We start from the raw sequence: 24,624 nt of genomic DNA, 5'->3' as shown, positions 1-24,624 counted from the left end.
TAAAAATATACTTTTTTAACAAAATATAGTATATTTACACACCAACTCAGTGTGTATGAAATATGATATTTTAAAAAATGTTGTCAATCTGCTTGAAGAATTTGAGGCAAATATTTCTCAAGACAGAACATATCCTAATGATATCGAAGGCTTTAAAAGATGGATAGTCGACAACTATAAAGATGAGGAGAGAAATAAGGAACCTAATTGGGAAGGAAAAGAAAAGGGACGTAGTGCGGAAAGTGTCATCAATACTTTAATTGTCCATATGAATAGATATGCTAAGAGTTATTCCAAATCGGCAATATTCGGTTCAGAATTCTCTACGCAGGAGGATTTTATCTACCTCATTAACTTAAAAGCTTTCGGCGAAATGACTAAAATGGAATTGATAAAAAGGAACGTACACGAAAAACCAGCAGGAATGCAAGTTATTAACCGCCTAATTGCTCAAGGTTGGGTAAATCAAACTGATTCTGACACAGACAAAAGAAGTAAAGTTTTAAAAATCAGCAACAAGGGAATGCAGATTTTAGAAAGGCAAATGGATAAAATAAGAAAAGCAACTGAAATAGTTACAGGAGATTTAACCCATAACGAAAAAATGGATTTAATCAGGTTGCTGAACAAACTCAATGATTTTCATCAACAGATCTACGATAAAAATATTGACCCAGAATATTTATTGAACGATGTTTTAAAAGATAGAAAGGGATGAAGAAAAGAATAGCCGTTATTGGTTCCGGTTTTTCGGGATTATCCACAAGTGCTTATTTGGCAAAAGCGGGTAATGAAGTTTCTGTATTTGAAAAACACGATCGACCAGGGGGAAGAGCAAGACAATTTTCTACCGCACAAGGTTATGTCTTTGATATGGGACCAAGTTGGTACTGGATGCCGGATATTATTGAAAGCTTTTTTGCTGATTTCGGTCATAAAAGTTCTGATTTCTTTGAGCTGATTACATTAAATCCGCAGTTTGAAATAATTTTTTCACAAGATAAAATTAGTGTCCCTAAGAATCTAGAAGAACTTAAACTCTTGTTCGAACAAATTGAAAAGGGCGCAGGCTTGCAATTAGAAAAATTTATGAAGTCGGCTAAATTCAAGTATGAAGTTGGAATGCAGGATTTTGTGAACAAGCCTTGCCATAATTGGTTTGAGTTCATTTCTCCAAAAATAGCAAAAAGTGCATTGAAATTAGATTTGTTGACTAACTTCAGAAACTATGTCGCAAAATACTTTAAGAATGAAAAATTAAGAACATTGATGGAGTTTCCTGTAATTTTTCTGGGTGCATCTCCAAAAAATATTCCCGCATTGTATAGTTTGATGAATTACGGAGGTTATGTGCTAGGAACACATTACCCAAATGGCGGTTTTTATCAATTGGTGTTGGCGATGAAAAAAGTAGCCGAAAACCAGGGTGCTGTTTTTCATTTTAACAAAACCGTTGAAAGTATAAATACACAAAATGGCAAGGTAAGGTCTTTAACCATCAATGGCGAAATCTATGAGTTTGATGCTGTCATAGCTTCTTCAGATTATCACCATACGGAAACACTCCTAAATAAAGAGTATAGAAATTATTCGGAGGCATACTGGCAAAACAAAACATTTGCGCCATCAAGTTTGATCTATTATTTAGGTATCAAGCAATCTATTCCCAACCTCAAGCATCATACACTTTTCTTTGAGAATGATCTGGACGAACATATTGATTGCATCTACGGAGTGAAGAAATGGCCGGGGAAACCACTGTTTTATGCCTGTTGTCCATCAAAGACAGATAATACCGTTGCCCCCAAGGGTAAAGAAAACCTGTTTTTGTTGATGCCTTTAGCTATCGGAATCAACGATGAGGAGTTTGTCCGGGAACAATATTTAACGGAAATGCTTGCAAGAATTGAGAAACATACAGGTGTAACCGGTTTACGATCCATGATTGAATACAAAAGAAGTTACTGTGTTAGCGATTTTGTTTCCGATTACAATGCGTATGGGGGGAATGCTTACGGATTGGCAAACACGCTCGGTCAAACTGCGGTTTTAAAACCTAAAATAAAAAGCAAGAGATTGAAAAACTTATTCTATACCGGCCAATTGACCGTTCCTGGCCCCGGCGTTCCACCTTCCATCATATCTGGAAAAATTGTAGCGAATGAAATAATCAAACTTAAACACGAAGAGCTATGAAAAAGTTATTCGATGAACTATCGCACTCGGTAAGTAAGATAACAACGCAAAAATATAGTACGAGTTTTTCCTTGGGAATTTTAGCGTTGAAACCGTCTATTCGTTCTGCAATATATGCAATATATGGTTATGTGAGATTAGCAGATGAAATCGTAGACAGTTTTCACGGGTACGACAAAGAGAAACTATTGAATCGGTTAAAAGCTGAAACCCACGCTGCCCTGCATGAAGGGATTTCGCTCAATCCTATTCTACAATCGTTTCAGGAAACAGTAAATCAGTATAAAATTGACAAAAGTCTAATTGAACAGTTTTTACATAGTATGGAGATGGATTTGCAGAAAATAGAGTACAATTCAGAGCTATACGAAGAATATATTTTTGGTTCAGCGGAGGTAGTTGGGCTGATGTGTCTGCAAGTTTTTACAGATGGGAATATGGAAAAGTATAGTGAGTTGAAGCCTTACGCAATGAAACTGGGATCAGCTTTTCAGAAAGTTAATTTTTTAAGGGATCTAAAAGATGACTATCAGATTTTGGGCAGGACTTATTTTCCGAATATTGATATGTGCATATTTGATAATTGTGTGAAATGTGAAATTGAAAAGGAAATAGAAAAAGAGTTCAAGGAGGCTTTAATCGGGATTAAAATGCTACCCAATTCCGCAATGTTTGGGGTTTATTTAGCTTACAAGTACTATTTATTGTTGTTCCGGAAAATAAAAAGAAGATCTTCCAAAGAGATACTGAATAACAGAATTCGGGTTCCTAATTCTGAGAAGGCATTGGTGGCATTCAAAAGTTATGTAAGATATAAAACTGCTTTTTTATGATCAAATTTACTGGCTTACTAATATCAACGACATTCTTTTTTATGAGTTTTAACTCAACCGACTTGGATGAAGTAAGGACTAATTACAACAAGCTCGTATCAAACAAGGCGTTGTGCGAAAAAATGATTGCGGAATTGATGGAAACAAAAAACAATTCAGCTACACATTTGGCTTATTTAGGTGGTTCACAAACCATTTGGGCAAATCACGTCTTTAGCCCGATAAGTAAACTCCATACATTTAAAGAAGGGAAGAAAAACATTGAGCACGCACTAGAAAAAGAACCATACAATATAGAATTAAGGTTTATTCGGCTTTCAGTTCAAAAAAATGCACCTTCATTTTTAGGATATAAATCAAACATAAATGAGGACACCGAATTTATTAAGGAAAACCGCCACCAAATTGGATCGGCGATTTTGCAAAAGAACATTGAACCGTTTTTAAAAGACTAAACTATGAAACATCAGTTATACAGGGAGCAACAATTGTATTGCGATATCGAAACAGCCTGGGACTTTTTCTCTACTCCCATGAACCTTTCGAAGATCACCCCCAAAGATATGGGCTTTACAGTTCTGTCTGACTATTACTGCAAACAGATTGTTGAAGGAATGGTTATCGATTATACCGTTTCGCCATTGCTGAAAGTTCCCTTGAAGTGGAGAACGAGAATTACCCATGTGGCCCCCAATAAAAGCTTTACTGATTTTCAGGAGAAAGGGCCGTATAAATATTGGAGTCATTTTCACGAATTTATTCCCAACAAAGACGGAGTATTAATGAAAGACACGGTAGATTATGAATTGCCTTTCGGCTTTTTGGGGAAGATGGCACATTTACTTTTTGTAAAAAAGAAATTGAAGGACATCTTTGATTTCCGCTATGATGTTTTAGAGAAACTTTTTACCCCGATAAAGAACTGATATGGCTTTTTTAATCACATTGGTGACCTTTATACTAATGGAAGGGGCAACCTGGATTATCCACAAATATGTTATGCATGGTTTTCTTTGGTTTTTGCACAGAGATCATCACGACCACAGCAATGAGGGCATTCTTGAAAAAAACGACTACTTCTTTGTCATATTTGCTATACCAACCATCGCTTTGATGTATTTCGGTTCACTTGAAAACTTCAATTATCTGTTTTATATCGGGTTAGGAATTATGCTGTACGGTATGGCCTATTTTTTTGTGCACGATATATTTATTCATCAACGGATTAAATTTCTGTCACAAACTCGAAGTCCCTATTTTTTGGCGCTACGTAGGGCACACAAACAACATCACAGGCATATCGGAAAAGAAAATGGCGAGTGTTTTGGTTTTCTATATGTGCCTTTAAAGTATTTCAAAATGTATTTTAATTCCGCAAAAAAATGACGGCATATACTTATTCCTCCATATTGTTTCTTACGGTCATTATTTGTTTCATTGCATCTTACGATAGAAGAATTCGCTTTAACCGTTATTTTGGAGCGTTTATAAAGGCTGCGATTTTAGTTGCTATTCCATTTATTTTATGGGATATATGGTTTACGGCAAAAGGTGTCTGGTGGTTCAATACAGATTACACCCTTGGATTAGTGATAGCGGGATTGCCTCTTGAAGAATGGCTTTTCTTTATTTTCATTCCGTTTTCATGCGTGTTTACCTATTTCTGTTTTGAAAAGTTTTTCAAATTAGGATGGCTATCCGTATTTAATAACCTGATCGTTTTCGTTAGTGTGATTGTCTGTTCGGTTATTGCTTTGTTGCACTATGACAAAATCTATACATTGGTCACAGCCGTCGCTACCATAATTACTTTAATCTATCTACATTTTATTGTCCGGGCAGATTGGATTGGCAAGGCATCTCTGGTGTTTACTATCTTGATGTTAGGCTTTTTTCCTGTAAATGGCATGCTGACGGGCACAGGATTAGAAACACCCATAGTGAATTACAATCCGGGAGATTTTCTGGGTATACGGATACTAACGATACCAATTGAGGATGCCGTCTATGGATATACACAATTTCTTTTGGTGCTTTACTTTTTTAAAATATTTCAACATACGCCCGATGAAAGCAAAAAGTTACGCAAGATACAGCGCATTGAAAGTATATAGAGAAGCGTTGCTAAAAAACAACCCATAACCTTTAAATCAAAGCAATGGAGAGAAATAATGTAGTACTGGTCGATGAAAACGACAATGCAATTGCCGAAATGGAAAAATTGATTGCGCACGAACAAGGGTGCCTTCACCGTGCATTTTCGGTATTTATATTTAATGATAACGGAGAGCTTCTTTTACAGCAACGGGCAGGTCAAAAGTATCACGGAGCAGGGTTATGGACGAACACTTGTTGTTCACATCCGCAATGGGGAGAAGATGTTGGCTTAAGTGCAGAAGAGCGGTTAAATTATGAAATGGGACTGGAATGTAAACTAAAATTGGTCTATTCATTTATCTACAATGAGCGGGTGGAAAATAATTTGACGGAACACGAGCTGGATTATGTTTTTGTTGGTTATTCTAAACAAAATCCTGTTTTAAACAAAGATGAAGTGAGCGATTATAAATGGATGTGTATAGATGAAATTTTAGCTGATATGAAAAATAATCCATCGCATTACACGGTCTGGTTCAAACAGGCTTTTCCGGAGTTACTTTCAAAAATCAATCGATAAAATAGATGTTAATCTGACGGCACATGCCAGTCTATTCCGTTTGTTCTTACATCTTGGCGCTGCATTGCGCTACAAAATGCTCAAACCTACGATCTGTATTGCGCATAACAGGTCCATGACCAAAACAAATAATAGCCGGATTCAGTTCTGCTAGCTTCTGGAGCGATCTTATATTGCGCTGCTGATCCGTGGTAAATATAGGTGGAGGGAGCCGAAGCCCTGTCACTGTAGTGAGTACATTCATATTGGTTACCACATCGCCTATGATAAGGACCCCATCTTGCTCACGGAATAAAGAAATATGACCTGGCGAATGTCCCGGTGTCTCTACTACCGTAAAGTTCCCCACCTTATCGTTTTCAACGATTGTCCGTTCTACTTTATGGCCCTGCCCTGCCCAAAACTTTTGTTGAAGCTTTGCCAACCAATGGTGTGGTGTCGGGTAATCATGCGTTACCAGCCCAGTCTCGGTCCTAAAAACTTCATTGGGATGACAGTACAAAGGCACTTCAAACTCCGCGCAGATCCGATCACTACAACCTTGATGGTCTGCATGCGCATGAGTAAGCACATGTGTATGAATAGGTATCTTTTGAACAGCTTTCTTTATCTGCGCGTAGGAACTCCGTATTCCGGAATCCACCAATACATTTTCAATAATATAACAGTTTATGCCGTTGCGTGGCAGCAGTGAAATCTGGAAAACTTCGGAAGCAATTTGATGTAGCATAGTTTTTTTTTTACAAAACTACAGCACAGATCATGCTTCCCTAAGGACATTTGTCCTATAATGCGTTAGGTCTATGTATCTGTCCTTTTGCCCGTGTCAGCGAGCGTTGCGTAATCCCTAGGTACGAGGCCAAGTCCTGCGTCGCTGTTCGATGTACAAGCATCGGTTCATACAAAAGGACATGGCGATATTTATCTACGGCAGACCTATTGTTGTAGTTCAGCATATAGCACTCTTTTTGGTTATACTCCTGTTCCATCACTGACTTTACAACCGCAGTCCAAGCCGTCACCCTATCAAGCAGCAGCTGATAGTCTGGAAAACTTATTCTATAAATCACGCTATCTTCCATAGCCCTGAAACTCCTTTTAGATTTTCCCTGTGCCACAAATTCCGCAAACGAGGTAATAAATTCCTTTTCAAACTTGAAGCAGGTTATGTTTTCTTTTCCTACGTTGTCATTGGCATATCCTTTTACAGCCCCCTTAGCGATAAAACCAATATAACGACAGGGCTCATCCTCGCGAACAAAAAAATCACCTTTCTTTAAGTGTATAGGCTTAAAAAAAGGCATAGAAAAGCTGATTTCTTCGATCGATAATTTGCCATCTGAGGCTAGATAATGTTCTAATACGTCGTTCATTTTGCCGTTTGTCTATTTTTTCATCTCGTTTTTCTATGAATTACATCCCGTATGCAGCAGTCAAATCTACCAATTATTGTACATTCAAAAAATCGACAAGTGTCTTGGAATCGTCCAATAAAAGCAAGGACTTATCCTCGACAATGTGTAATTTTGTAGGCTATAAAAATCGCTACTACGGTACTAAAAGTGTGGCAGCGATGTTTAAAACTTACTAAACTATTTATCGATAAAGAATGAAAACACAAAAAGAGAATTACCCGTTGGTGAGCTTTATTGTAGGCTTTTTGGTATGGCTATCCGCCACCGTATTATTTAGAGTTGCCGGTCAACATTTTTTTATTGTCGACAATGAATTTGTATTAATCACATTGTATATCATTCTAATTCCAGCTCTCGGTCTCCTCGCTACAACCGTGTTTAATAAGTTCCAGTTAAACAACCTTGAAAGTGTGAAATCGGCCGCGATCATGGTATTGCCCGGAATGCTTCTTGACACGGTATGTGTGCAATTTTTTGAAAAGATATTCACCAATATGCCTGAAATATATAGCAAAACCTTTGCTTCTTGGCTGATGTTTGCCTATGCGACGGTCTTAGTCTTTGGCTTGTTGCGAAAAAAACAAGGGACAGAAAAATAATAGAGAGATCGTAATTAAAAAGAAAAAGCAACGTGTGTACCGTTGCTTTTTCTTTTTGTATCTCTTGGCTTATTTCGCTTGTAGTGCCGCTCCTTCAAATTGGATACCTGCCCAACCGTGCGTTATAAAATTGCGTATATTCTGATGATCAGTTCCGGTAGGATTTTTTAGCACGTCCTCCCGGTAGAAAGCACCAAAAAGTGCTAATACCGCTTCCTTTTCGAGTTGTTGAAGCTTTGCAAAGCTAAAAACTTTGCAAGAACCATTGTTTTGATTCGCTTCATTTACCGTATCACCGTTCGTAAACTTTGTTGGTGTAAAATCATAATGCGCATCGATATATGCAATAACATCATTAAATTCAATAGTCTGTGGGTCGTTTTTTAGTTGTTCTAAAAGCATTTTATAAGTATTAGGATGATACGCTTCCCTGAAGCGCAAAGCTCAAATATAGCTGATAATCGGGATTTTTTCATACCACAATTCTCCCTAATATTGTTCCATACGATGAACTAAGCTTCACAGCATGAAAACAGTACTATTAAGTGTCCTTTGTATATTAACGGCAATGACCGCTTGCACCGAGGAAAAAACAGACGGTTTACCGTTGTTGCTTTCACAATGGAATACGACATCGATCATTCCCTTTTTAACAAAGCAAAACAAGTATATCTACGTCGATAAAAGCACGTTAAAGCCGCGATCCGACCAACAGTTTCGAAGTGCCTCCCCATATACCAGTACCGGCTTCGCTGTCGTCGAAAATGAAAAGAATGAATCGGCAATCATTGACGGAAATGGAAAAATAGTAGTGGATTTTTCTCAACACGAGATTCGCTTACATACGATAAATGGATTAACACTCTACAAGAAGCAAAGTGAGTATGAAAAGAAAATGCCTTTTTGGCAATGGGAATGGAATATCTTAGGTGGCGCCATAAAAAAAGAGCAGACTTATCGTAAAATTGAAATAGGCGTTTTGGAAACCAAGCAGGTTCTCCTCCAAAAAGATCTGCCCTATCTCGATGAAAGTTATTATCTCAATTTTACACCTGTTGATGAAAATCATGTCTTTTGGAACGGGACACTATACAAAATAAAAAAGAACCGATTCCATAAAATGGAAGGTAACATCGTAGAGTTCCTAGAAAACAAACGCATGCTCAAAACTTCCAATGGATCTTTTTCCATGTACGGCATACATCAAAACAAAGCTTTACTCCACGGGTTAAAAGGTAGTGAGACGCTCTCCATAACATATAGGGGCACCAACCTCGTTCTACATGAAATCAATAAAGAACGTTATGAACCACAAGTCCCTAAGCTGTTGGTGGATAGTAAAAACAATAACGTCTACCCTTTTCCGCAGTATGAAAAGGCATTTCCAAAGGAAATCACTAAAGCAACGAGCACACAAATCGATTTTATCAAAAAAACATCATTGGTGTATTCCATTACGAACTCCCCTTACTTCTTGCTTGGTGTCTTTAATTACGATTCTGATGTGTGGGCCTTCGACTGGCGCTACATCGATACCCTGGGGCAGGTTGAGGATCATATCGACGTGTATAATTTCAAGGTTTTGGATCAGGTGGGTAATTTGGTTTGGCCAGATCGAAAAATGATTTTTCCTGACCAGTACAACGTTGAGGGGTGGAAATTTGGAAAAATAGCCGGGTATGAAGGGATGAATGATAGATTCCTGATCCCGATTGAGAACAAAGAGCAGCAGCGCACCATGGGCTTATGGAATAGTAAAAATCATACCTGGGAGATAGCGCCGGCATACCATAACATACTGCTTCTGGATTCCGAAAAGGATATTTATGCCCTTCAAAAGGAGAATGACGGACTGTATACCCTTTACGACAATAAACATAAAAGAGACATCGGTTCCACAGGATATCAATCCATAAATTCGGATGGTTTGGTGAGCTGCAAACTGGATGCGCAACACACGATTCATTATTATATCGATATACCTTCTGGACTGGAGTATCGCGAGAAGTAAGGTTTACCCGCCAAATGTGTCCCTGTTTCCTCTAACATATACTTGCAAGGCTGGGTCTCGTTTGATTAAATTTACAACATGAAAAAAACTTATTTGGCCATTTGTATATCCTTGGTTATGATGGCCTCGTGCAATCAAAGAAAGGATAGTATCCAGCACACGCAGAACAAACCAAAACAGGATACAACCGCGTTGGTCCATGCAGAATCAAGTGCTTCAGCAGTGACTCCGCAGGAGACTGCTGAACAGTGGTTAAAAAGTATATTCAAAACCAAAGATTCAGAGAAATACTTTCCCGACTATAATGTGGAGGAAAAGCTTTGTACCAAGCGTTATCAAGACTTTATAGCTGAATCTGGTGAGCTATATGGCCCCTCCAATTTAGATGATTCACAATTTCTAGCAGCCGAAAAAAAATATAAAGCCAAATGGTCTGGCATATACCCGATATCGGAGCAAGAAATGTGGCTTTTTGGTCGAGGAAATGGAGATATCGGCGAGTTAAAGGCGTTAACGATCAGCAAGGTTAAAGACTTGGTTTTTCGGGTGGTTATTGATTACGGCGCAGGTATCAAAACAGAAAATGAAGTAACCCTCGTTGCGGAGGATGGGACCTACAAAATCGATTATTGCAAAACGGAGTTTTTGTAACCAAGAGGATCCTATACCTCTTTGGCTACAAAAAACTTCTTAGATACGTCTAAAGCAACTGTTTATGCGTCATAAGATAAGCAAGCGCATCTTTAACCGCAGACTCGCTATCTTTCGGGTTAAACCCCAACTCATTTCTCGCCTTGGAAATATCGAAGTCTTGCTGTAAGCCCGAGAACATCGCTATCTCTTTTGTTGTAATGATAGGAGGCTTCCCTTTTAGTTTTGCCGAAAACTGCATTAATGCAGCGATAGCAAACAACATGCACTTTGGAACGGCAGCAGGAATTCGCAGTTGGAGCTCCGGATAAAACTTTTGCGCAAGCTTAGTGGTATGGGTAATGGTCATACATTTTTCATTCGCAAGAATATAACGCTCACCTGCACGCCCGTTCTGTGCCGCAAGAAAACAACCTTCGGCTATATCCTTTACATCGACCCAATTAAGTGCAATGTTCGTATCTACAGGAATCTGTTTATTGAGAATCAGTGCCAATACACCGTAAGAGACATTAAGCGGTAAAAATGCCTCACCACCAATCATGGCGCCTGGCATTACCGAGACCAATGCTATCCCCAATTCCTCTGCCAATCTAAAAGCGAGTTTCTCTCCATCATTCTTCGAGTTATAGTAGGCATCCCTTCGGTCGGGGTTGTATCCATTACTCTCTCGGGTGGGTACATGCGTATAGTCTAACGCAGCGATAGAACTGACATAGACAATTTTCTTCACCCCCTCCTCCGCTGCAGCCTCAATCGTGTTGCGCGTTCCCTGCATATTCACCTCGTAAATTTCCTGCTGTGGATCTTTCGCCCACAATTTGAAGGCTGCACCAACAGCGTAAAAGGTATCGACACCTTGTAACGCCTTTCTAAAGGATTCTTTATCTGTAATATCCGCCTGAACAACTTCACAGTCTAGTCCATCCAGCGCCGTACGATTTTTAAGGTTACGCACAGAGGCCCGAACCGCAAAGCCCTTTTGTATTAATAACCTAACGAGATTGGTTCCCAAATGTCCGTTAGCACCAGACACTAAAACTAATTTTTTATCTACCATGTTCTTGATTTTAAATAGTAAGACAAAGTTCAGCCTTACTCCTTCAAAACCACTTCACAAATGTTACCTAATGATTTGCTTTCGGATACGACTCAAGCTTTTCGGATTCATTCCCAAAAAAGAAGCGATATATTGCATCGGAACATGATGTAACACTTCTGGATACTCGTCCATCAACCTTAAATACCGTTGTTCAGCAGTAAGCGTCGCCAACTCTCTTGCTCGCTTTTCATTATAAGACAAGGACTGCTGAAACACATGGATACTAAAATCTTTAAAGGCAGAGCTTTGCTCAATTAATAGATCAAGACTTGCTTTGGAAACACGCAAAAGTTCACAGGCCGTCACACACTCTACATTCTCTTCTGCTCGAGTCTGGTTAGCAAAGTGCGTGTAGGACGTTATAAAGCCCGGCGGGCAGTTGATATGGGTGGTAACTTCGTCGCCTTTATCATTATAATGGAATAAACGAACAAAGCCCGATACCACAAAATAGAGATACATCGGAACTTTTCCTTCTTCTTCAATCACGCTATTTTTTGGACAGCTTATAGGCTCTAAATAACGTGTGCAGAGCGCCTTCTCCTGATCGGAAAGCGTTACATATTGGGTAATAACTTCAATTAACTTGGTATGCATGGTCTGTTGTTATTCGCTGCTAATATACCATCAATCTGATTCATGTGCCGCATCATATGATTGATATAGAACTGAAAGACATCCCCCAGCCTCAGCTTCAGGAACTTGGTAATGGACAATTCAATTTTCACTTTATTTAAACTGACGGTTCTTGCGCTATCTAGGAGCATAATCAATTATCCTGCTGCTCCAGAAATCGATCCAGAACCGCCCCATCGAGCTTACTGTTTAACGGGTTCTTATCCTTAAACGTTTTCATCTTATTTAGCTTTCCCTTTGGCAGCATACTCTTCGCAAAATACCCACCCAACATCCCGCTCTTAAATTCTGCTTCGCTCGAGGAAGATGAATGACGGATATCGCGCTCCATCACGGGTAAGTAGAAATCTCCATATAAGTTCAAATGCTCCAAACACTCCAGCACATTCCAGGAAGCGTCGCTCTCCCGCCAGCGTAACTGCGCCAGATCATAAGATTTCAACTGGTTCACCTGGCTGATGATCATCTCCGTCTCGGATAAAAGCTTTTGTATAAATTGTTCTGTCTGCATAACCTTTGTTTTATGCAAAAATGAAAATTGCAACGTTCATAAATCTTGATTGATATCAAGACTTTTTAAGTCGCGACAATGTTTCCGGGGTCATACGTAAATAATTTGCGATATGCCGGCTCGGAATTTCTTGAAACAGTTGCGGGCTCCGCTTTAACACGCGTTCATAACGCTCTCGGGGCGAACTGGTTAAAACATCAATCTCGCGTTCCAACTGCAAAACAATCAACTCCTCCAAAATCTTGATCCACAGCGTACGGTTCGCCTCTTCTTGCAAAAAATTGTTGATCTGCGCCTTTGGAATAATACGAACAACCGTCTTTTTGATTGCCTGAATATACAGGTCCGAAGGCTTGCCTGTCAAGAATGAATCCAACGAAACAACTAAATCATGCTTGTACCCCAACCGAACAATCTGTTCATTTTGATCGTCCAAAACAAAGACACGCAGGCTACCCCGCTCCACATAATATAAATTAGTATCGATGGTACCACTTACTGTCAAAAACTCGTTTCTCCCTACAACGACTACCTTCTCTGATAGTGCAATAATCTCTTCCATTATCTAGTTTTCCCTAAAACTACCGATTAAATCCAAAGCACCCTTCCAAAGGGTGCTTCTTCCCTTTAAGCCATCGGGCTACCATCTCCATGCCGGCAACAGAAAATGTAATGCCATTCCCACCGAATCCCAATACAAAATAGCTCTTTTCGAAATCATCATGTGTTCCCACATACGGCAGTCCATCTTTCGTCTGTCCGAAAGTACCGGCCCACGAAAAATCGCAGATAAAAGGAACGTGCGGCAAGTATTTCCTCACCGATGTCTCGAGCCTTTCTGTCTTCTTATCCAGTAAGCGATCCCGCCTTTCTGGATCACGGAACGGTTCATCCTCCCCACCGATCAGCATCCGCCCATCATCTGTCGTCCGCAAATAGATATAGGGATCTGCCGTATTCCAAACCAACAGGTTGTCGTATTTCTTTAACGGCACAGGAGTCACCTCCGAAACTATAGCGTAGGTACTGATCAGATCAACAAACTTTTCCCGTATCAGGTTAACGCTTTCATACCCTACACAATAAATAATCTTCTTTGTACTTATCTGTACGCCTGTATCTAGGGACACCGCATGTGTCGTCCTCTGGTATGTCGCCTTGGTGAGCTCCGTTTTATCGAATACCCGTAACCCTCTTCGACTATTAAACTCAAGCAACTCATGCACCAATTTAAAGGCATCCACGCTTGCCCCTTGTGTCGATAAAATCCCCCCATAGGTACCTACAATATCAAACGCCTTTTCTATTGCCTCCGCCTCCATCCACTGCACATCAAAACCAACGGATCTCCGTGCTTCCAGCTCCTTCTTTAATCCAGCAACATCTTTTTTAAAGGCCGCGAAATACAAGGACTGCTTACGTTTAAAACCTGCTTTAGACTTTATTTCCTGACATATCTTCTCCAATCGGTCGATACCATCCGAACAGGCCTTATAACTTGCAATTGCATCTTGTTCCCCAATATCTTCTATTAGCTTATGCAATGACGTATCGATCTCATACTGTAACATCGCCGTCGTTGCAGATGAACTACCGAACCCGATCTCCCGCTTATCGATTAAAACCGTGTCGTACCCATCCTCCATACATTGGTGCGCGATTAAGCTTCCCGTGATTCCACCACCGACGACCAGTACTTCGCAAGAAAGATTTTCCCTTAACGAAGGATACGATTGTATGATACCATTCTTAACCAACCAAAAGGGTTCATTCGACTTTAAGTCCATAGCAATTCAATTGATTCCAGAATGAAGATAACAAAATTATATGTATATCGCCCCTGCGCCTACTTTTATATATTTCTTTAAACCTTATTGCGTAAAAAACTAAAACAGCCATCCACATGATGGGTCACACCGACTAAAAAAGTCAACGTATCGCCGATACACTTTGTAGCATCGGCGTCTGCAATGATGGCAAACCCGAACGACATTGCTGCATAGTTATAACGGCGAAGACTACCAGACAACGACAATGCGTCGTCATGCATGGACATGTAAGCATCGACAACAGACCTGCGAACAAAGAAGATAGGAATCAACACAAACCTGACGTACATTAGCACGATGACGGAAGCCTTTAATCCAATGCCCTCCGTCGATCACCTTTCGTCCATCGACATCCCCGCATCGCACTCCTTCCATGCGAGCAAAACGTCGTCGGGAGGCATGCAAGTGACTTCCTTTACTGTTTCGCGTGTCGACTATAGCACAAAGCGTATAGGCTAGATGGCAAAGCTGACAGGAATTGCCACAAAGGCCGTTCGCGTTACTACGGAGAGGTCAGTGTTTATCGTACAAAATAGCCCGTACAGCCTTTAAACCTAGTATTTGAACATACCTCCTCCCAACCAAATCAATTATTCACATCCGAATGTAACTTTTTTTTACAAGCAAAACTAAACACTTGTTTAAATTAAACATTTGTTTAAATTTGCACACTATTTTTCAAAAAAGGCATGAATCAAAAGCAACTGGAAATACTAGAAATCGCTGAATCCTTATTTGCCAAAAATGGATTTGAAGGCACTTCGGTGCGCGATATCGCACAGGCGGCAGGCATCAATGTCGCGATGATCAACTACTATTTTGAGTCAAAGACCAACCTCTTGGAGCTGATTGTTAAGCGCGCGGCCGAATCGTATAAAATGAGACCTGAAGAATACAACGAGGAAGTGGACTCTTTTAAACGATTGGATAAAATGATTGAACATTATGTCAATTCTAAAATCAACAATAAAGACGTCTACCAGCTTCTTTTTACAGAGGCAACGATAAAAAAACGTATTATCAATTCCACGGTTTTCAAGGAGCTTCGTAAGCATAATATCCAACTGATCAAGGAAGTGATAGACTACGGTCATGCACGTGGCGACTTCCGTTACTACGACCCATTGCTGATCAACAGTACGATGATCGGCACCTTGATGAACTTTCGGATGAACCGTTCTCTTTATGAGGAGCTGCTGATCTTGAAGCCCGATGAGGACTTTGATGATATGCAAAAAGAACTACTGCGCACACATTTAAAATTTACCATAAAAGCAATCTTAACACATGAGAATAAATAATTGGAGCATGGCCATGTGCATGCTATTCTTTTCTGCCGGTAGTTTTGCCCAAGAAAAGAAACAGCTGAGTTTGGAAGAGGTTATGCAGCTGGCATACCATAATTCAAACGATGCGAAGGTGTTAGACTCCAAAGTCAAAACACGACAATTGGAGTACGAGGCTTCGAAAGACAGCCAACTGCCCGAAGCGAAACTATCTGGAACTTATCTGATGATGAACAGTCCAACCGTGGACTTAAAAATTCCGGTCGGAGGCGGAAGTGAAGCGCCCGATATAGCGACAAACAGGTTGTTCTTAGGCCAACTTGCTGTGAATATGCCACTCTACACAGGCGGTAAAATAAAAAACAGCATCAAATCGGCCGAAGACAGCTGGAAATCAAGCGAGCTGCAAGCCATTGCAGAAAAACAAAATCTCGCCATACAGGGAATGCACCTCTACATCGCCCTCTACAAAGCGCAACAAACGACCCACCTCATTGCGGAGAACATCAAAAAATCAGAACAACAGGTACTCGACTTCAAAGCCATGGAAACCAATGGTGTAATTGCGAGAAACGATCTCTTGAAAGCACAATTACAATTATCCAACTACAAGGTTTCCTACCAAGAAGCGGTTAAAAATGTCAAAATATTGAGCTATCAGCTGAGCACCCTTTTGGGGCTGGAAGAAAACACCGATTTTGAAGCGATTACATTGGCTAAAAATCCAGATGCTATCCTGCTCCCGGGGAACCCAAATGATCGCTACGAAATAAAATCATTGACCGCCCAGAAGGATGTGGCCCAAGACCAGCTGAATATCACAAAATCAGCGTACTACCCGACTGTATTTGCAACGGGTGGTTATGCTGCACTGCAGGTGCACAACATCGTGACGGTTACCAATGCCGCCAACATTGGGTTGGGGGTATCCTATGATATTGGTGCGCTTTACAAGAATAAAAAGAAGGTAAATGTGGCGAGACAACATATCGAGGAGGTCGACCAAAGCTTAGCGCAGACACAGGACCGCATCAAAACACAAATCCAAGAATCACAACAAGAGGTGGTATTGGCTAAAGAAAAGCAAAAGCTTTTCCAAGAAGCCTATGAGCAAGCAAAGGAAAACTACCGAATTGTACAAGATAAATACAATAACGGCGTCGCAGATACCGATGATCTGCTCGAGGCCGATGTACAGCAATTACAAAGTCAAATCAACCAAGCTATTGGGGATGCTACAATCGTGGAGAAATACTACGATTTATTGTTCGCCAGTGGTCAACTTAATCTAAAATAGCATAGAAATCATGGAAAATAATATAGAAAACAAAAAGTCATCCAATCCCAAATTTATTATTGTATTGGTGGCAGTTGTCCTTTTGGGTGGCGGATTCGGCGTATATAAATACCTACACAGTCAGCAGCACGAAACGACCGATGATGCACAAGTAGAACGAAACCTCAACCCTATTATACCGCGCGTAGGCGGTTACATCGACAAGATCTACGTGAAGGATAACCAAATGGTCAAAGCAGGCGATACGTTGTTCACGATTCAGCGAGCAGACTATGATGTGCGTGTGGAAGAGGCACGTGCCGCGGTATCGGTCGCCGAGAAATCATTTGAAGTATCCAAGGCTGATGTTTCGGCAACACAAGCAAATGTAGCAATCTCGGATGCCACCATCTTATCCAATACGGGTACGATAGAAGGTGCAGAAATTAAACTGCAACAGGCAAACAATGATTTCGAGCGTTATGCGAATCTGTATAAGAACCACTCCATTACTAAACAGCAATACGAGCAAGCACTTACCGCCAAGTTAGAAGCCGAAAAACAAGTTGATGTTCTAAAGCAGCAGCGTAATGCGAGCAGCTCACAGAAACAGGCTGTTATCAGTAAAACAAGCGTTGCCAATAAGCAAACATCGGTGGCAGAAGCTAACATCCAAAAAGCAAAGGCTGTTCTTAAAGCGGCGGAGCTGAATGTTGCCTACACCGTGGTAACGGCCGCTGTAGATGGTCAGGTTTCCAACATTAAACTACAAGAAGGACAGATGGTTAATCCGGGTCAATCATTGTTTTACATTATCAATACACAGGAAACATGGGTGGTTGCCAACTTTAAGGAGACACAGCTGAACAAGATTCGTGCTGGCCAAAAGGTAGAAATCAAAGTGGATGCTTTCCCCGATAATACTTTTGAGGGTGAGGTGGAGTCATTCTCTCCGGCTACTGGTTCAAAATTCTCGTTGTTGCCTCCAGATAATGCGACAGGTAACTTTGTAAAAACTGTACAACGTCTACCGGTAAAAATCATATTGGCCGCATCCAACAAACAAGAACTCATTCAGATGTTACGTCCTGGAATGAACGTAGATGTCGACGTTCATATTAAATAAACGCTATGCAAACATTGACTGGAAATGACAGTTTGGTCGAATATGGAGTCAAACGTGCATTAATAACATTTACCTGTATCCTATGTGCCTTGTTGGAAATTGTCGACACGACCATTGTCAACGTCGCACTCAATGATATGAAAGGTACCCTGGGCGCTACCCTTACCGATGTAGCCTGGGTGATTACCGCTTACGCAATCGCCAACGTTATCGTTATCCCGATGACCAGCTGGCTATCGCAACAATTTGGTCGCCGCAACTACTTTGCAGCTTCCATTATCATTTTTACCCTTGCCTCATTCCTCTGTGGTAACGCCACAAATATTTGGGAACTCGTAGCCTTTCGGTTTATCCAAGGGATGGGTGGTGGTGCGCTGCTGGTAACCGCGCAAACCATTCTCACGGAGACTTATCCGCCCGAAAAAAGAAGTATGGCGCAAGCGATCTATGGGATGGGAATTATCGTAGGCCCGACGTTGGGACCTCCCCTGGGTGGATATATTGTCGATAACTACTCTTGGCCGTATATCTTTTACATCAATGTGCCGCTGGGTATCTTAGCGACAATGATGGCTATTTCCTTGGTAAAGAGTCCAAAATATGGCAATAAGCAATCGGCTCGGGAAGTGGATTGGTGGGGCATGATTTTCTTGATTATGTTTATCGGATCCCTACAGTTTGTGCTGGAACATGGTCAACAGGATGATTGGTTTGAGGACTCGACCATTTTGGTGCTGTCGATCTTATCATTCTTCGGTTTGTTTTTCTTTATCTGGCGTGAGCTTACCTACGCGAAGCCGATCGTAAACCTCCGGGTGTTGAAGGATAAGAACCTGCAGGTGGGGACCGTGATGAGTTTTATCCTCGGTTTTGGGCTATTTGGATCCACCTTTATCATTCCGCTTTACACCCAGTCTATTTTGGGGTGGACAGCGACTGATGCAGGACTGTTGCTTATACCGAGCTCCATTATGACGGGGATCATGATGCCTTTTATCGGTAAGATGATACAATCGGGCGTCCCACAGAAATATATGGTGGCCGTCGGACTTTGCATCTTTTTTGGCTTTTCTTTCTTCATGTTCGGCCTAATCACGAACGATACCGGTGCGGAGCACATGTTCTGGCCACTCATCATCCGTGGCGTTGGATTGGGCTTGCTATTTGTACCTGTTATGACGTTGTCTTTATCGACACTTTCAGGGAAAGCAATTGGTGAAGGAGCTGCTTTTACCGGTATGAGCCGACAGCTGGGTGGCTCTTTTGGGATTGCCTTAATTACCACGTTTATCTCCAGAGATACACAGCACCATCGGGTGGACCTCATCTCGCACTTGGACCCTTCGCGGTTCGAGGTGCAACAGCGGATTGCCGGGATGCAATCAAATTTTGTAAGCAAAGGATTTAGTCCGAATGAGGCACTCGCGAAAGCACACCAACTGATCGAAGGCACCGTCATGAAGCAGGCGACCGTATTGTCTTACATGGATGTTTTCCTATACCTCGGGGTTCTGTTTTTAATCTGCGTACCTTTTGTACTGCTGATCAAGCAAGGCAAAAATAAAGTGGATATGTCGAATATGCATTAATAGGGTTAAGAGTTAAGGAGTTAAGAAGTGAGGTGGTGAAGTGGTGAGATTGGAGTTTATGGACTGTAGCAAAGCCGTAGGTATAAAACCACCCCACATAAAACAAACACGAGCCGCAGGCTCGCGCTAGCGAAGCGACAAGACCACTGCTAGCGCGAGCTTTTAGCTCGTGTCCGTAGATCAATCCATAACCAAACAAGCCACGCGCTGTTGCTTGCCAAGTATCACAAGCTCGCGCAACGTCATTCCGAACGAGATATATGGAGGAATTTATGACCTGTAGTTCGTTTACCTACATGCTTCGTAGATCCCTCCACTCTCGGGATGACGATTTGCCTACTGGAACAAGACTTACACTATATAGAGCACAAGAAACTTTCATTTTATACCCCTTACAAAGCTTCTGGCTATCCTTAACCACTCCATGTCGCCTGAGGAATATTTGCTCCTCTACAAACTTGTCTATGCACAGCCCATCCCTGCAAATATTCCTAGCGACGAGTTTTGCTTACTTTTTCGGCAAAAGTAAGATGCCTGGCCGGCATAGAGGCCGTAGTTGGGCTAACAAGTTAGAGAGTTAAGAAGTGAAGTGGTGAGGTTGGAGTCTATGACCTGTAGTTCGTTTACCTACATGCTTCGTAGATCCCTCCACTCTCGGGAGGATGAAACAGGATAAAATCAGAAAAAAAATTCTATATCATTATTAAGGTAGTGTTATATTTTTTCTATTTTAACCACCAAACTTTCATGTAGAGAAAAAATAGATTAAATTTAAGTTGTTAATAATAAAATATTTAACAATGAAAAAATCTACATCGAAATTCGACAAAGTCTTGAACAGTTCGAGACAATTCGGAAAGGTAAACCACGAACCTGACTCGAGCAAAGAAATCCAGATCAATACCCCCGAAAAAACAATGCCCTTTTCGGATCAGATCGGAAACTATCAGCGCAACAAAGGAATTCCCTCCAAATCCTTTGACAACAGCAAAATCTACATCGTTGGAAGTGGTATTGCAGGCATGGCTGCCGCCTATTATTTTATACGTGATGGACACATTCCGGGAAAAAATATCATTTTCCTAGATCAACTCCATGTGGAAGGTGGTTCCTTAGACGGCGCGGGAAATGCAAAAGAAGGTTATATTATTCGTGGTGGACGCGAAATGGACATGACCTATGAAAATCTATGGGATCTCTTCCAAGATATTCCAGCCCTCGAGCTGCCTGCACCATATAGTGTGTTGGACGAATACCGCCTCGTGAACGATAACGACCCCAATTATTCCAAATCCCGCTTGATACACAAACAAGGTCAAGTGCAGGATTTTAGCAAATTTGGAATCGAGAAGAAGGATCAACTCGCCATCATCAAATTACTGCTCAAGAAAAAAGAAGAACTAGATGATCTAACTATTGAAGATTATTTCAATGATTCCTTTCTGAACAGTAACTTTTGGTACTTCTGGCGTTCTATGTTCGCCTTTGAGAACTGGCACAGCTTGTTGGAACTCAAACTATATATGCATCGCTTTCTCCATGCTATTGATGGGATGAAAGACTTTTCTTGCCTTGTATTCCCTAAATATAACCAGTTTGATAGCTTTGTCACACCCTTAAAAAATTTCTTGGTCGACAAAGGCGTACAGATCCAATTCAACACACTCGTAGAAGACCTGGATATTCAAATTTCAGGAACAACGAAAGTTGTCCAGCATATCCTAACCAAACAAGACGGTAAGACCGTTAAAATCGCTGTTGGGCCCGAAGACTTTGTGATTGCGACAACGAGCTCCATGACAGAAAGCACCTTTTATGGCACAAATGATACAGCTCCGAATATTACCATCGATAATAAAAGTGGTAGCGAGAGCGATGGCTGGAAGCTATGGAAAAACTTGGCTACCAAATCAGACGTTTTTGGTCGGCCACACAAATTTTATAGCGATATTAAAAAATCATCTTGGGAGTCCGCAACCTTAACATGTCGACCTTCTGCGTTTGTCGAAAAGCTAAAAGAACTCTGTGTCAATGACCCCTACTCGGGCAACACGGCAACGGGCGGGATTATTACCATTACCGATTCCAATTGGTTGATGAGCTTTACCTGTAACAGACAGCCTCACTTTCCAACCCAGCCAGATGATATCCTTGTGATTTGGGTATATTCTCTCTTTATGGATAAAAAAGGTAATCATGTTCAAAAAACAATGCCCGAATGTACCGGAAATGAAATCCTGTCTGAGCTATGTTACCATCTAGGTATTAGCGATCAACTGGACAATGTCATTGAAAATACCATCGTACGCTCCTCTTTCATGCCTTATATCACTTCCATGTTTATGCCACGTGCCCAAGGTGATCGCCCGCGTGTTGTGCCCGAAGGATGCACCAACCTCGGTTTAGTGGGACAGTTTGTAGAAACAAACAATGATGTGGTATTTACGATGGAGAGTTCTGTGCGTACGGCAAGGATTGCTGTATACGAGTTGCTTAATCTAAACAAACAGGTTCCAGATATTAATCCGTTACAATACGATATCCGTCATCTCTTAAAAGCCACCCAGGCATTGAATGACTATAAACCGTTCCTAGGCGAAGGTTTCTTACGGAAAATCCTCAAAGGAACTTACTTCGAACATATACTGGTAGAACGGAAAGAGGAAAAAGAAGAACATGAATCATTCCTCACCGAACAGCTTTCAAAACTGAAGGACTGGATAGGCACCTTTAGAAACTAGGTTTCCTGAATATCAAAAAAACTCATTACTTTTAGGGAGAATAACGCAAATCATCACGAGGCAGGTTATTCTCTCTTTTGCTTTACCGGATTTTTTTACACTAAAAACAATCAGTAATGAAAAACGCACATAGAATCACAACATACCTCTTCCTTATTAGCACTGTACTAGCAGTTTTTGCCTCCTGTTCTTCATCCAAGCCTGAAAAAGCCATCCCTGTTACAAATTTTGACATCAATCGTTATTTAGGTACCTGGTATGAAATCGCTCGATTTGACTTCCGTTTTGAAAAGGATCTCGATAATACATCGGCGCAGTACAAGCTGGATGATGCCGGAAATGTAATCGTCCTGAACAGTGGTTACAATTACAAAAAGAACACCTGGGAGAAAGCCGATGGTCTCGCTAAATTCAGAGGCGATAAAAACACGGCCGCACTAAAGGTTAGTTTTTTCGGTCCTTTTTATTCGGGATACAATGTCATTTCGATGGACGATAATTACCAGTATGCTTTGATCGCGGGTAAAAATTTGGACTACCTCTGGATTCTTGCACGGGAAAAAACTATCCCAGACGATGTTAAAGCAAATTTCCTTAAGGTTGCACAGGAAATCGGCTATGACACGAACCGATTGATCTGGGTGAAACAGGATCGAACGAACAACCCGTACCTTCAAGACAGAAAATAAGAGGTATTTATGGCTAAGACTATACTGCTCGTTGGTGGCACCGGCTTTATTGGGAAGCATCTTATTACGCATTTGACCGTTTTAGGCTATTCCCTCCATGTCTTAAGCCGGAGCGAGCGCAGTAGCGACAACCAATTGGTGCGTTATTACACTTGGAATATGGAGACCGGTTATATAGATGCCCAAGCTTTTGACGGGGTATCTACGATTATCAATATGACTGGCGCCAATATCGGCGAAAAGCGTTGGACCGCCAAACGCAAAAGCGAGATTATAGAAAGTCGCGTCCAGTCTTTGAACGTACTCTATCAATATATTGAGAAATACAAACTACCTATCGACACGTTGATTTCCTCTTCTGCCGTAGGTTTTTATGGCGCTATTACGCGGGAAGATATATTTACAGAAGAGTCGCCCAGTGGAACCGATTTTCTGGCGACCACTTGCCGGCAATGGGAGAACGCAGCAGAGCGATTTGCTGACTTAGGGGTTAAAACCATCATTCTCCGCAAAGGCGTCGTTATCGGTCCAGATGGTGGGATGTACCACAAACTAGCGCCTCTTGCGAAGCTAGGTATTAACACCACCTTAGGCAGCGGCAAGCAGTATCTACCATGGATCGATGTTCGCGACCTGGTGCAGATATACAGCTTTCTATTGGTCCAAAATCCACCCTCAGGTGCTTTCAACGCAACCGCCTCTACGCACATTACCCTAAACGATTTCTCTAAAGCACTGCTCCGTGCTGTCGGCAAAAGGAGTATTCTACCGCATGCCCCCGCCTTCCTTATCAAACTGTTGTTGGGAGAAATGTCCATCATGTTGCTCGAAGGTTCCCGCGTCAGTAATGAAAAAATCAAAAGCGTAGGTTTTCAATTCAGCTATGATACACTCGAGAAATCACTCGATAGCCCTGCGCACCAGAAAAACAGAAGCTAGCGGCAAATCGCCTAAAACAGAACTTCCCTCCTGTTGGACAAAACCATGCTCCTCCAGGAGCTCCAATACGGGGTGGTCCACATACTCCTGAACCCAAATATTTTCATACGAACGACAAACAGAAAGGCACTTATCCAGCAAAGCCATATATACAGCTGAGGTATTGTATTTAGCTAAGATGCCAAAATCGGCAATACGTATGGAACGTCCCCCCTGAAGCGATGCAGGCCTTTGTCCTTTGGATGTAATCCGTGCATAGCCTGCTGCACGCCCATCAACATACACCACCAGCCATTGATTGGACATACTGTTGAGCTCCATGACAAGTTTTTCCTTGGTAAGCTCGTGGCGTATATGATTGTCCAATACGTCTGGCGCTAACAAAGGTCCCAGCTTTTCTACGGTGAGTGCTTGCGTAAGCTCCATTAATACGTCTACCCCTTGCTCGGTAGCTACTGTAAATTTGGTAATAATTTCCATCGCTATATGTGATCTAATGCTCCAAATCTAGCAAGCAT

General features: G+C 41.3%; 29 protein-coding genes. 18 read left to right on the top strand and 11 right to left on the bottom strand.

Annotated elements, in window-relative coordinates:
- Positions 1 to 55: 55 nt before the first annotated feature.
- From B9Y69_RS03320 to idi, 7 genes are all read left to right on the top strand, one after another.
- On the top strand, positions 56 to 718 hold the full coding sequence (locus tag B9Y69_RS03320; protein ID WP_085471571.1) for a MarR family winged helix-turn-helix transcriptional regulator: 663 nt from the start codon (positions 56 to 58) through the stop codon (positions 716 to 718).
- A complete protein-coding gene (locus B9Y69_RS03315; protein ID WP_085471570.1) occupies positions 715 to 2,196 on the top strand; it encodes a phytoene desaturase family protein in 1,482 nt (493 codons plus the stop codon). The genes B9Y69_RS03320 and B9Y69_RS03315 overlap by 4 nt, the downstream gene beginning before the upstream one ends.
- Positions 2,193 to 3,029: a phytoene/squalene synthase family protein gene (locus B9Y69_RS03310; RefSeq protein ID WP_085471569.1), complete on the top strand. Its 837-nt coding sequence runs from the start codon at positions 2,193 to 2,195 to the stop codon at positions 3,027 to 3,029. Before B9Y69_RS03315 ends, B9Y69_RS03310 begins: the two co-directional genes overlap by 4 nt.
- The gene (locus B9Y69_RS03305; protein ID WP_085471568.1) at positions 3,026 to 3,484 is read left to right on the top strand and encodes a hypothetical protein; all 459 of its coding nucleotides are present in this window, start codon (positions 3,026 to 3,028) and stop codon (positions 3,482 to 3,484) included. Before B9Y69_RS03310 ends, B9Y69_RS03305 begins: the two co-directional genes overlap by 4 nt.
- A 3-nt stretch (positions 3,485 to 3,487) precedes the next feature.
- A complete protein-coding gene (locus tag B9Y69_RS03300; RefSeq protein WP_085471567.1) occupies positions 3,488 to 3,955 on the top strand; it encodes an SRPBCC family protein in 468 nt (155 codons plus the stop codon).
- Positions 3,956 to 4,411: 456 nt separating this feature from the next.
- Positions 4,412 to 5,143, top strand: coding sequence for a lycopene cyclase domain-containing protein (locus B9Y69_RS03290; RefSeq protein WP_085471565.1), 732 nt, complete (start codon positions 4,412 to 4,414; stop codon positions 5,141 to 5,143).
- A gap of 44 nt (positions 5,144 to 5,187) precedes the next feature.
- Positions 5,188 to 5,706, top strand: a complete 519-nt coding sequence (gene idi, locus B9Y69_RS03285; RefSeq protein WP_085471564.1) for an isopentenyl-diphosphate Delta-isomerase — start codon at positions 5,188 to 5,190, stop codon at positions 5,704 to 5,706.
- A gap of 46 nt (positions 5,707 to 5,752) precedes the next feature.
- On the opposite strand, the gene B9Y69_RS03280 is transcribed toward idi, so the two are convergent.
- Positions 5,753 to 6,436, bottom strand: coding sequence for an MBL fold metallo-hydrolase (locus tag B9Y69_RS03280; protein ID WP_085471563.1), 684 nt, complete (start codon positions 6,434 to 6,436; stop codon positions 5,753 to 5,755).
- Positions 6,437 to 6,491: 55 nt separating this feature from the next.
- Positions 6,492 to 7,079, bottom strand: a complete 588-nt coding sequence (locus tag B9Y69_RS03275) for a Crp/Fnr family transcriptional regulator (RefSeq protein ID WP_085471562.1) — start codon at positions 7,077 to 7,079, stop codon at positions 6,492 to 6,494.
- A 236-nt stretch (positions 7,080 to 7,315) separates the two neighbouring features.
- On the opposite strand from B9Y69_RS03275, the gene B9Y69_RS03265 reads away from it, so the two are divergent.
- A complete protein-coding gene (locus B9Y69_RS03265) occupies positions 7,316 to 7,720 on the top strand; it encodes a DUF5367 family protein (protein ID WP_085471560.1) in 405 nt (134 codons plus the stop codon).
- Positions 7,721 to 7,789: 69 nt separating this feature from the next.
- On the opposite strand, the gene B9Y69_RS03260 is transcribed toward B9Y69_RS03265, so the two are convergent.
- The gene (locus B9Y69_RS03260; protein WP_085471559.1) at positions 7,790 to 8,122 is read right to left on the bottom strand and encodes a HopJ type III effector protein; all 333 of its coding nucleotides are present in this window, start codon (positions 8,120 to 8,122) and stop codon (positions 7,790 to 7,792) included.
- A 124-nt stretch (positions 8,123 to 8,246) separates the two neighbouring features.
- Between B9Y69_RS03260 and B9Y69_RS03255 the strand changes: the two genes are divergently transcribed.
- The gene (locus B9Y69_RS03255; RefSeq protein ID WP_085471558.1) at positions 8,247 to 9,731 is read left to right on the top strand and encodes a hypothetical protein; all 1,485 of its coding nucleotides are present in this window, start codon (positions 8,247 to 8,249) and stop codon (positions 9,729 to 9,731) included.
- 78 nt (positions 9,732 to 9,809) lie between these two features.
- Entirely contained in the window at positions 9,810 to 10,382 is a 573-nt protein-coding gene (locus tag B9Y69_RS03250) for a hypothetical protein (protein ID WP_144036491.1), read from the top strand.
- A 49-nt stretch (positions 10,383 to 10,431) separates the two neighbouring features.
- On the opposite strand, the gene B9Y69_RS03245 is transcribed toward B9Y69_RS03250, so the two are convergent.
- From B9Y69_RS03245 to B9Y69_RS03220, 7 genes are all read right to left on the bottom strand, one after another.
- Positions 10,432 to 11,442: an NAD-dependent epimerase/dehydratase family protein gene (locus tag B9Y69_RS03245; protein WP_085471557.1), complete on the bottom strand. Its 1,011-nt coding sequence runs from the start codon at positions 11,440 to 11,442 to the stop codon at positions 10,432 to 10,434.
- A gap of 63 nt (positions 11,443 to 11,505) precedes the next feature.
- Positions 11,506 to 12,081, bottom strand: coding sequence for a Crp/Fnr family transcriptional regulator (locus tag B9Y69_RS03240; RefSeq protein WP_085471556.1), 576 nt, complete (start codon positions 12,079 to 12,081; stop codon positions 11,506 to 11,508).
- On the bottom strand, positions 12,066 to 12,212 hold the full coding sequence (locus B9Y69_RS19260; protein ID WP_200811738.1) for a hypothetical protein: 147 nt from the start codon (positions 12,210 to 12,212) through the stop codon (positions 12,066 to 12,068). The genes B9Y69_RS03240 and B9Y69_RS19260 overlap by 16 nt, the downstream gene beginning before the upstream one ends.
- Positions 12,213 to 12,253: 41 nt before the next feature.
- Complete coding sequence (locus B9Y69_RS03235; protein WP_200811737.1) at positions 12,254 to 12,631, bottom strand: DinB family protein; 378 nt, start codon at positions 12,629 to 12,631, stop codon at positions 12,254 to 12,256.
- Positions 12,632 to 12,686: 55 nt separating this feature from the next.
- Positions 12,687 to 13,193 (bottom strand): Crp/Fnr family transcriptional regulator, encoded by a 507-nt coding sequence (locus tag B9Y69_RS03230; protein WP_085471555.1) that lies wholly within the window; start codon positions 13,191 to 13,193, stop codon positions 12,687 to 12,689.
- A 19-nt stretch (positions 13,194 to 13,212) separates the two neighbouring features.
- Positions 13,213 to 14,418, bottom strand: a complete 1,206-nt coding sequence (locus tag B9Y69_RS03225) for an NAD(P)/FAD-dependent oxidoreductase (RefSeq protein ID WP_085471554.1) — start codon at positions 14,416 to 14,418, stop codon at positions 13,213 to 13,215.
- A gap of 77 nt (positions 14,419 to 14,495) precedes the next feature.
- Complete coding sequence (locus B9Y69_RS03220) at positions 14,496 to 14,750, bottom strand: hypothetical protein (protein WP_144036490.1); 255 nt, start codon at positions 14,748 to 14,750, stop codon at positions 14,496 to 14,498.
- A gap of 7 nt (positions 14,751 to 14,757) precedes the next feature.
- On the opposite strand from B9Y69_RS03220, the gene B9Y69_RS19175 reads away from it, so the two are divergent.
- From B9Y69_RS19175 to B9Y69_RS03185, 8 genes are all read left to right on the top strand, one after another.
- Positions 14,758 to 14,919, top strand: coding sequence for a hypothetical protein (locus B9Y69_RS19175; RefSeq protein ID WP_159451800.1), 162 nt, complete (start codon positions 14,758 to 14,760; stop codon positions 14,917 to 14,919).
- Positions 14,920 to 15,149: 230 nt separating this feature from the next.
- Positions 15,150 to 15,761: a TetR/AcrR family transcriptional regulator gene (locus B9Y69_RS03215; RefSeq protein WP_085471552.1), complete on the top strand. Its 612-nt coding sequence runs from the start codon at positions 15,150 to 15,152 to the stop codon at positions 15,759 to 15,761.
- Positions 15,748 to 17,043, top strand: a complete 1,296-nt coding sequence (locus tag B9Y69_RS03210; RefSeq protein ID WP_085471551.1) for a TolC family protein — start codon at positions 15,748 to 15,750, stop codon at positions 17,041 to 17,043. Before B9Y69_RS03215 ends, B9Y69_RS03210 begins: the two co-directional genes overlap by 14 nt.
- A gap of 10 nt (positions 17,044 to 17,053) precedes the next feature.
- The gene (locus B9Y69_RS03205; RefSeq protein WP_085471550.1) at positions 17,054 to 18,148 is read left to right on the top strand and encodes an HlyD family secretion protein; all 1,095 of its coding nucleotides are present in this window, start codon (positions 17,054 to 17,056) and stop codon (positions 18,146 to 18,148) included.
- A gap of 5 nt (positions 18,149 to 18,153) precedes the next feature.
- On the top strand, positions 18,154 to 19,737 hold the full coding sequence (locus tag B9Y69_RS03200; RefSeq protein ID WP_085471549.1) for a DHA2 family efflux MFS transporter permease subunit: 1,584 nt from the start codon (positions 18,154 to 18,156) through the stop codon (positions 19,735 to 19,737).
- Positions 19,738 to 20,537: 800 nt separating this feature from the next.
- Complete coding sequence (locus B9Y69_RS03195) at positions 20,538 to 22,478, top strand: oleate hydratase (RefSeq protein WP_085471548.1); 1,941 nt, start codon at positions 20,538 to 20,540, stop codon at positions 22,476 to 22,478.
- 116 nt (positions 22,479 to 22,594) lie between these two features.
- Positions 22,595 to 23,167 carry a lipocalin family protein gene (locus B9Y69_RS03190; protein ID WP_085471547.1) on the top strand — a complete coding sequence of 191 codons (573 nt, stop codon included), beginning with the start codon at positions 22,595 to 22,597 and terminating at the stop codon, positions 23,165 to 23,167.
- Between the two features lie 9 nt (positions 23,168 to 23,176).
- Complete coding sequence (locus B9Y69_RS03185; RefSeq protein WP_085471546.1) at positions 23,177 to 24,106, top strand: TIGR01777 family oxidoreductase; 930 nt, start codon at positions 23,177 to 23,179, stop codon at positions 24,104 to 24,106.
- Here the strand turns inward: B9Y69_RS03185 and B9Y69_RS03180 are convergent.
- Positions 24,068 to 24,586 carry an N-acetyltransferase gene (locus B9Y69_RS03180; RefSeq protein ID WP_085471545.1) on the bottom strand — a complete coding sequence of 173 codons (519 nt, stop codon included), beginning with the start codon at positions 24,584 to 24,586 and terminating at the stop codon, positions 24,068 to 24,070. The genes B9Y69_RS03185 and B9Y69_RS03180 overlap by 39 nt on opposite strands.
- Positions 24,587 to 24,624 lie beyond the last annotated feature (38 nt).

Source organism: Sphingobacterium psychroaquaticum (assembly GCF_900177625.1).
Classification (GTDB): Bacteria; Bacteroidota; Bacteroidia; order Sphingobacteriales; family Sphingobacteriaceae; genus Sphingobacterium; species Sphingobacterium psychroaquaticum.
The sequence above is the reverse complement of the archived record's forward strand: the minus strand, read 5'-3'. Positions and strand labels throughout refer to the sequence as shown.

Bases quoted from the DNA above. Each gene is read 5' to 3' on its own strand.
- B9Y69_RS03320 (WP_085471571.1), top strand. From the start codon at position 56: ATGAAATATGATATTTTAAAAAATGTTGTCAATCTGCTTGAAGAATTT.
- B9Y69_RS03315 (WP_085471570.1), top strand. From the start codon at position 715: ATGAAGAAAAGAATAGCCGTTATTGGTTCCGGTTTTTCGGGATTATCC.
- B9Y69_RS03310 (WP_085471569.1), top strand. From the start codon at position 2,193: ATGAAAAAGTTATTCGATGAACTATCGCACTCGGTAAGTAAGATAACA.
- B9Y69_RS03305 (WP_085471568.1), top strand. From the start codon at position 3,026: ATGATCAAATTTACTGGCTTACTAATATCAACGACATTCTTTTTTATG.
- B9Y69_RS03300 (WP_085471567.1), top strand. From the start codon at position 3,488: ATGAAACATCAGTTATACAGGGAGCAACAATTGTATTGCGATATCGAA.
- B9Y69_RS03290 (WP_085471565.1), top strand. From the start codon at position 4,412: ATGACGGCATATACTTATTCCTCCATATTGTTTCTTACGGTCATTATT.
- idi (WP_085471564.1), top strand. From the start codon at position 5,188: ATGGAGAGAAATAATGTAGTACTGGTCGATGAAAACGACAATGCAATT.
- B9Y69_RS03280 (WP_085471563.1), bottom strand. From the start codon at position 6,436: ATGCTACATCAAATTGCTTCCGAAGTTTTCCAGATTTCACTGCTGCCA.
- B9Y69_RS03275 (WP_085471562.1), bottom strand. From the start codon at position 7,079: ATGAACGACGTATTAGAACATTATCTAGCCTCAGATGGCAAATTATCG.
- B9Y69_RS03265 (WP_085471560.1), top strand. From the start codon at position 7,316: ATGAAAACACAAAAAGAGAATTACCCGTTGGTGAGCTTTATTGTAGGC.
- B9Y69_RS03260 (WP_085471559.1), bottom strand. From the start codon at position 8,122: ATGCTTTTAGAACAACTAAAAAACGACCCACAGACTATTGAATTTAAT.
- B9Y69_RS03255 (WP_085471558.1), top strand. From the start codon at position 8,247: ATGAAAACAGTACTATTAAGTGTCCTTTGTATATTAACGGCAATGACC.
- B9Y69_RS03250 (WP_144036491.1), top strand. From the start codon at position 9,810: ATGAAAAAAACTTATTTGGCCATTTGTATATCCTTGGTTATGATGGCC.
- B9Y69_RS03245 (WP_085471557.1), bottom strand. From the start codon at position 11,442: ATGGTAGATAAAAAATTAGTTTTAGTGTCTGGTGCTAACGGACATTTG.
- B9Y69_RS03240 (WP_085471556.1), bottom strand. From the start codon at position 12,081: ATGCATACCAAGTTAATTGAAGTTATTACCCAATATGTAACGCTTTCC.
- B9Y69_RS03235 (WP_200811737.1), bottom strand. From the start codon at position 12,631: ATGCAGACAGAACAATTTATACAAAAGCTTTTATCCGAGACGGAGATG.
- B9Y69_RS03230 (WP_085471555.1), bottom strand. From the start codon at position 13,193: ATGGAAGAGATTATTGCACTATCAGAGAAGGTAGTCGTTGTAGGGAGA.
- B9Y69_RS03225 (WP_085471554.1), bottom strand. From the start codon at position 14,418: ATGGACTTAAAGTCGAATGAACCCTTTTGGTTGGTTAAGAATGGTATC.
- B9Y69_RS03220 (WP_144036490.1), bottom strand. From the start codon at position 14,750: ATGTACGTCAGGTTTGTGTTGATTCCTATCTTCTTTGTTCGCAGGTCT.
- B9Y69_RS19175 (WP_159451800.1), top strand. From the start codon at position 14,758: ATGACGGAAGCCTTTAATCCAATGCCCTCCGTCGATCACCTTTCGTCC.
- B9Y69_RS03215 (WP_085471552.1), top strand. From the start codon at position 15,150: ATGAATCAAAAGCAACTGGAAATACTAGAAATCGCTGAATCCTTATTT.
- B9Y69_RS03210 (WP_085471551.1), top strand. From the start codon at position 15,748: ATGAGAATAAATAATTGGAGCATGGCCATGTGCATGCTATTCTTTTCT.
- B9Y69_RS03205 (WP_085471550.1), top strand. From the start codon at position 17,054: ATGGAAAATAATATAGAAAACAAAAAGTCATCCAATCCCAAATTTATT.
- B9Y69_RS03200 (WP_085471549.1), top strand. From the start codon at position 18,154: ATGCAAACATTGACTGGAAATGACAGTTTGGTCGAATATGGAGTCAAA.
- B9Y69_RS03195 (WP_085471548.1), top strand. From the start codon at position 20,538: ATGAAAAAATCTACATCGAAATTCGACAAAGTCTTGAACAGTTCGAGA.
- B9Y69_RS03190 (WP_085471547.1), top strand. From the start codon at position 22,595: ATGAAAAACGCACATAGAATCACAACATACCTCTTCCTTATTAGCACT.
- B9Y69_RS03185 (WP_085471546.1), top strand. From the start codon at position 23,177: ATGGCTAAGACTATACTGCTCGTTGGTGGCACCGGCTTTATTGGGAAG.
- B9Y69_RS03180 (WP_085471545.1), bottom strand. From the start codon at position 24,586: ATGGAAATTATTACCAAATTTACAGTAGCTACCGAGCAAGGGGTAGAC.